A 6,689-nucleotide genomic window follows, 5' to 3' on the forward strand; every position below is an offset into this window, starting at 1 on the left:
GGGCGCCTGGCCAATCGATTCAACGCAAAGACATGCGATTGCCCGAAACCTGAAACCCAACGATAGGAGCCAGAGGATCACCGAACGAAACACCCAACGAGATATCACCCGTGCCATGAAGAATGCAGGCGTCCCGTCGCAAACGCACTGGGGACTCGCTGCCTTCAAAACGGACCCAGGTTCCAAAACTGCTCAGATCGGTCAACAGAAAGCCACTGTTACGCCAATCAATGCGAGCATGCAGGCGCGACACCCTGGGATCATTGATGCATAGCTGAGCATGCGTCGCTCGGCCGATATGAATGGGAGCTTCGTTGGACGTGAAGGTGACATCCACTCCATGCCAACTAAATTGGATGGCCCCCAAGATGGAATCCATCGTTGCAAACTGACTTGCAAGCCCTGATTGCACCGTAAGCGATTCATTTTCCTGGTCCTGCCGCCACTCGGCTTGATACAGCACAAGTGGCTCAACCTTACCGCGAATCTCCATGGAACCGAGGTTTTTAAACCATACCGTAGGCGAATCACCCGCCAGCAAAACCAAAGTTTCTGTCGCCCAAATTTCCCCTGGCCCCGAGCGCTCGCAAAGCCGCGCCGCCACATTGACGGCATCACCGTAGCAATCACCGTCCACTTCCACTATATCGCCCGTAGCCATGCCTACGCGGATATCCATGCGAATGGGATGCGGCCATCGAGCTTGACGCTGCTCGTGCGCCCGAAGCATCGCAGAACTTGCGGCTGTGGCACTCGCTGCATCTCCAAAAACCCCGAGCACGCCGTCACCCAGCTTTTTGACGACGCGACCAGCGTGGCTATCGATGCAAGTACCAATCCAATCAGTCAGTTGAGCAACCGCTTCCGCTGCACGCTCATTGCCCAACGATTCGTACAACGCAACACTGCCAGAAATGTCAGCAAAGATGACCGTCGCAAGAACAGTCATGATTTTTCAGGCTCAAAATAAATCATGACTTACAGTTTAATACAGCAACGCGATTTCATGCCAAAAATTTAACCCTGCTCAGCAAAGCTCTCAAATTTTTGATTTAAATATTATTGCAAGACTAATTAATTTGAAATTTAGCAAAATCTTTAAAACTACTCAATGAGTATGCGAGTGCCCCCAATATAAAAGAGCATCCCTTTTTTCTACCGACAGCGAAACTTTAGCCCCAACCGGCAAAACCACTTTGGTTGGCACGTGCCCAAAAGGCAGGTTTGTCAACACAGGAATATTCACCTTCGACCGAATCCAATCAACAACGGATTGAAAATTAAACCCCTTGTCGTGCGGAGCTAGCCTGTACTCAGTAAACTGACCCAACACAATAGCTTTTTGCTTTGCCAAAATTCCAGCATACAAGAGCTGCGTCAACATTCGCTCAATTCTGTAAGGGTGCTCTCCAACATCCTCCAAAAAGAGAATTCCCCCTTCAATCCGAGGCATATATGGAGTTCCAATCAATCCCACTAATACTGCAAGATTCCCACCCCAAAGAACGGCATCTTCTATATAAATCTCTTGATCCGCAAATTGATTCTCTACATCTTTTTTGCGATACGGCAAACGCCAACCTGCGCCCTCTCCATGACCTGTCATCAAGTCATCGAAGCAAGCCTCCATGATGTCGTCAGGTACACCTTCCACACCAAAATCCGTAATCAAAGCTGGACCAGCCCAAGTGATAGATTCCGTTTTTGCGAGGACCGCGTTTTGAAACGCAGTAAAATCACTTATTCCTACGAATTTTGTGCCTGATGCAATAGCAGCGCCTACTTTTTTATAGTCGATATCCGCCAGCAGTCTTGTGAAACCGTAGGCACCACGCGTAATCAGCGCCACATCGGCGCCACTAGCGGCAGCACGATGAATCGCAGCCAAACGCGTTTGATCATCACCAGCAAAACGCGTCTGAACTGCACGGGCATCGATATCCACTTCGACCTGGTAGCCCAAAGCCTCCAGACGGGACAAACCGCGTTTGAAAGCAGCCTTATCACGGATTGTGCCAGCCGGAGAATAAATGTAGATATGATTAGCCCCCGCGTGACAAAGGCTGCAACTATTTTTGCTATTTAATTGAGACATCGCACCCTGGCAAAACACCAGCTCCTAGACAACTATTAAAGTGCACCAGCATAGCAAAAGCAGCACACATCAAATAATAATATCGAAATATTATTAAATATTTTAAAAATCTGGATTTTTTTCTTTTTTTAATTCGAGCAACAAACGAGAAAACTCACGCACACCAGCTTTATAGCCTTTATCTGGAAAAGGCGCTTGCATCGCATCCTCGAACTCACCAACAGACAAACGACTCAGCCCCTCAGGAAGCACCAAAAAGCTGCATATCAACGGAGATATGCCTTCACACAGACTCATCAACAATCCTGAATGCCAACCCTCAAGCACAACATTGATTGACTTCAAACCCAGTCTTTCAACAAAATCTCTTAAAATAAGACGATGCTGCTGCAGTTGATGAAATTTCTCTCTTTTTGGTTTATCACTCTTTCCAAAGCCAATCATATCGACAAGAATGACTCTTTCCGACTCTGGCATAGAATTCAAGAAACTCTGAAAAACAAAACTCCAGCTTGAAGGTCCATGCAAGCATATCCATGCAGATTTATTTTCTTCAGGACCCGAGTCCACGTAATGCATACGCAAACCGTCCAAGCTAGGTAAATCGCTTATGTATGAGGATTGATGACTGAAATCAGGGATAGTGACAAACGCATGCTCGGGGGTTCTGAGTGCATCGTCACGCAACGGAAACTTTTTGCTCTTTTTGCTCTGGAAACGCCTGTTTAAAAAAAAATCTCTCAATACCGCAGCGCACTCCTTAGCAAGTACGCCATTAGAAACAGTAGTGTGGTGATTTAATTGATGACTTTCGAGCAAATTGACAACAGATCCCACAGCCCCAGTTTTGGGCTCGGTAGCTCCAAAGACAAGCCTTCCCAAGCGAGCGTTCAGGATAGCACCACAACACATTGCACAGGGCTCTAACGTGACATAGAGGGTGCACTCAGTGAGCCTGTAATTCCCTAAAACCAAGGCTCCCGCACGCAGCGCATTAATTTCTGCATGTCCGGCGGGGTCGCAGCACCCGACAGTGGTGTTGCGACCAGTTGATAGCAGCAGGTTATCTTTGACCAATACCGCACCAACAGGCACCTCCCCCAGTTCCGCTGCAGCGTTGGCCTCCGCCAAGGCCAACTTCATCCAATGCTCATCGGTTAGGCGTTGCCCATCCATAGACTGCATATCCGATGGCTTATGGGTATAAGCGTTACGTGAATGTGAATATCAGAGGCCCATAAGACAAACCCCCCCACTCCATAGGGAGAGGGGGGGGTATGCGGGCTGTAAGAGCCTGACGATGACCTACTTTCACACGGGAACCCGCACTATCATCGGCGCAAAGTCGTTTCACTGTCCTGTTCGGGATGGGAAGGAGTGGTACCAACTTGCTATGGTCATCAGGCATAACTTGGTGCTAAGCAGTCTTGGGACTGCTCGGCGAATTCATAGAGTTTGGAATCAGGTTTTTGTATTTGACTGCGTCTAACTTGGCATAACAGACTTTGAGCTTTTGCACTGAAGTGCATTGGCTATCAAAGTTATAGGGTCAAGCCGCACGAGCAATTAGTACTGGTTAGCTTAACGCATTACTGCGCTTCCACACCCAGCCTATCAACGTCCTGGTCTTGAACGACTCTTTAGGGGGCTCAAGGCCCCGGCAGATCTCATCTTGAAACGAGTTTCCCGCTTAGATGCTTTCAGCGGTTATCTCTTCCACACTTAGCTACTCGGCAATGCCACTGGCGTGACAACCGATACACCAGAGGTGTGTCCACTCCGGTCCTCTCGTACTAGGAGCAGGCTTCCTCAAATCTGCAGCGCCCACGGAAGATAGGGACCAAACTGTCTCACGACGTTTTAAACCCAGCTCACGTACCTCTTTAAATGGCGAACAGCCATACCCTTGGGACCGGCTACAGCCCCAGGATGAGATGAGCCGACATCGAGGTGCCAAACACCGCCGTCGATATGAACTCTTGGGCGGTATCAGCCTGTTATCCCCAGAGTACCTTTTATCCGTTGAGCGATGGCCCTTCCATACAGAACCACCGGATCACTATGTCCTGCTTTCGCATCTGCTCGACTTGTCAGTCTCGCAGTTAAGCACGCTTATGCCATTGCACTATCGTCACGATGTCCGACCGTAACTAGCGTACCTTCGAACTCCTCCGTTACGCTTTGGGAGGAGACCGCCCCAGTCAAACTGCCTACCATGCACTGTCCCCGATCCAGATAATGGACCTAGGTTAGAACCTCAAACACACCAGGGTGGTATTTCAACGTTGGCTCCATGAGAACTAGCGTCCTCACTTCAAAGCCTCCCACCTATCCTACACAGATCTGTTCAAAGTCCAATACAAAGCTACAGTAAAGGTTCATGGGGTCTTTCCGTCTTTCCGCGGGGAGATTGCATCATCACAAACATTTCAACTTCGCTGAGTCTCAGGAGGAGACAGTGTGGCCATCGTTACGCCATTCGTGCAGGTCGGAACTTACCCGACAAGGAATTTCGCTACCTTAGGACCGTTATAGTTACGGCCGCCGTTTACTGGGACTTCAATCAAGAGCTTGCACCCCATCATTTAATCTTCCAGCACCGGGCAGGCGTCACACCCTATACGTCCACTTTCGTGTTTGCAGAGTGCTGTGTTTTTATTAAACAGTCGCAGCCACCGATTTTTTGCAACCCCTTTGGGCTCCCTCCGTACGAGTTCACCTACTTGGGGCATACCTTCTCCCGAAGTTACGGTATCAATTTGCCGAGTTCCTTCTCCTGAGTTCTCTCAAGCGCCTTAGAATACTCATCTCGCGCACCAGTGTCGGTTTGCGGTACGGTCGTCAATAGCTGAAGCTTAGTGGCTTTTCCTGGAAGCAGGGTATCACTCACTTCGTCTGCAAGCAGACTCGTTATCACCCCTCATCTAAGCCCGGCGGATTTGCCTACCAGGCACGACTACAGGCTTGAACCAACATATCCAACAGTTGGCTGAGCTAACCTTCTCCGTCCCCACATCGCACTATTGATCGGTACAGGAATATTGACCTGTTTCCCATCAGCTACGCATCTCTGCCTCGCCTTAGGGGCCGACTCACTCTACGCCGATGAACGTTGCGTAGAAAACCTTGCGCTTACGGCGAGGGGGCTTTTCACCCCCTTTAACGCTACTCATGTCAGCATTCGCACTTCTGATACCTCCAGCATCCGTTACCAGACACCTTCACAGGCCTACAGAACGCTCTCCTACCACGTGCAATAAATTGCACATCCGCAGCTTCGGTAACTGGCTTAGCCCCGTTACATCTTCCGCGCAGGACGACTCGATCAGTGAGCTATTACGCTTTCTTTAAATGATGGCTGCTTCTAAGCCAACATCCTGACTGTTTTAGCCTTCCCACTTCGTTTCCCACTTAGCCAATTTTAGGGACCTTAGCTGGCGGTCTGGGTTGTTTCCCTCTTGAGTCCGGACGTTAGCACCCGGTGCTCTGTCTCCCAAGCTGTACTCTGCGGTATTCGGAGTTTGCATAGGTTTGGTAAGTCGCCATGACCCCCTAGCCTAAACAGTGCTCTACCCCCGCAGGTAATACTTGAGGCACTACCTAAATAGTTTTCGGAGAGAACCAGCTATTTCCAAGTTTGTTTAGCCTTTCACCCCTATCCACAGCTCATCCCCTAGTTTTGCAACACTAGTGGGTTCGGACCTCCAGTACCTGTTACGGCACCTTCATCCTGGCCATGGATAGATCACTTGGTTTCGGGTCTACACCCAGCGACTGATTCGCCCTATTCGGACTCGATTTCTCTACGGCTTCCCTATTCGGTTAACCTTGCCACTGAATGTAAGTCGCTGACCCATTATACAAAAGGTACGCAGTCACCCTTGCGGGCTCCTACTTTTTGTAAGCATGCGGTTTCAGGATCTATTTCACTCCCCTCCCGGGGTTCTTTTCGCCTTTCCCTCACGGTACTGGTTCACTATCGGTCGATTACGAGTATTTAGCCTTGGAGGATGGTCCCCCCATATTCAGACAGGATTTCTCGTGTCCCGCCCTACTTTTCTCTAACTTAGTACCACACGTCTGTTTTCGCATACAGGGCTATCACCTGCTATGGCCGGACTTTCCATTCCGTTTTGCTAACAGTCGTGCTATCACTAGAAGGCTCTTCCGATTTCGCTCGCCACTACTTTCGGAATCTCGGTTGATGTCTTTTCCTCGAGCTACTGAGATGTTTCAGTTCACCCGGTTCGCCTCGCATACCTATGTATTCAGTATGCGATACCTCTTGCGAGGTGGGTTTCCCCATTCAGAAATCTCCGGATCAAAGCTTATTTGCCAGCTCCCCGAAGCTTATCGCAGGCTATCACGTCTTTCGTCGCCTGTAATCGCCAAGGCATCCACCACATGCTCTTAGTCACTTGACCCTATAACTTTGACATCTCTTGCAAGATATCGCCGTCATCTCAAGGACTTGTCAGGTCTTTCACCTGACGCGTTATGCCGTAATGTGAATAATTCTTCGACTCCAGACATTTCTGCCTTTCATCTGAGAACATTCGTCATTACTGAATTTCAATCAGCTTTCGCTTATTGA

General features: G+C 49.3%; 3 protein-coding genes and 2 rRNA genes. All 5 read right to left on the reverse strand.

Translation table 11 applies throughout. The features are described 5' to 3' along the window. Positions 1 to 19 precede the first annotated feature (19 nt). The 5 genes from PQV96_RS10135 to PQV96_RS10155 all read right to left on the reverse strand — a co-directional run bounded on the left by PQV96_RS10135 (position 20) and on the right by PQV96_RS10155 (position 6,519). The gene (locus tag PQV96_RS10135) at positions 20 to 949 is read right to left on the reverse strand and encodes an adenylate/guanylate cyclase domain-containing protein (RefSeq protein ID WP_207375567.1); all 930 of its coding nucleotides are present in this window, start codon (positions 947 to 949) and stop codon (positions 20 to 22) included. Positions 950 to 1,108: 159 nt separating this feature from the next. Further along, positions 1,109 to 2,095: an LD-carboxypeptidase gene (locus PQV96_RS10140; protein WP_207375568.1), complete on the reverse strand. Its 987-nt coding sequence runs from the start codon at positions 2,093 to 2,095 to the stop codon at positions 1,109 to 1,111. Positions 2,096 to 2,197: 102 nt separating this feature from the next. Continuing rightward, complete coding sequence (tadA, locus tag PQV96_RS10145) at positions 2,198 to 3,271, reverse strand: tRNA adenosine(34) deaminase TadA (protein WP_273625173.1); 1,074 nt, start codon at positions 3,269 to 3,271, stop codon at positions 2,198 to 2,200. Positions 3,272 to 3,387: 116 nt separating this feature from the next. Further along, positions 3,388 to 3,500: ribosomal RNA gene (gene rrf, locus PQV96_RS10150) — 5S ribosomal RNA — on the reverse strand. Between the two features lie 140 nt (positions 3,501 to 3,640). Beyond that, positions 3,641 to 6,519 (reverse strand): 23S ribosomal RNA (locus tag PQV96_RS10155). Positions 6,520 to 6,689 lie beyond the last annotated feature (170 nt).

It is taken from the genome of Acidovorax temperans (genome assembly GCF_028596105.1).
Classification (GTDB): Bacteria; Pseudomonadota; Gammaproteobacteria; order Burkholderiales; family Burkholderiaceae_C; genus Acidovorax; species Acidovorax temperans.

Excerpts from the sequence above, each read along its gene's own strand:
- PQV96_RS10135 (WP_207375567.1), bottom strand. The coding sequence starts at position 949 with ATGACTGTTCTTGCGACGGTCATCTTTGCTGACATTTCTGGCAGTGTT.
- PQV96_RS10140 (WP_207375568.1), bottom strand. The coding sequence starts at position 2,095 with ATGTCTCAATTAAATAGCAAAAATAGTTGCAGCCTTTGTCACGCGGGG.
- tadA (WP_273625173.1), bottom strand. The coding sequence starts at position 3,271 with ATGGATGGGCAACGCCTAACCGATGAGCATTGGATGAAGTTGGCCTTG.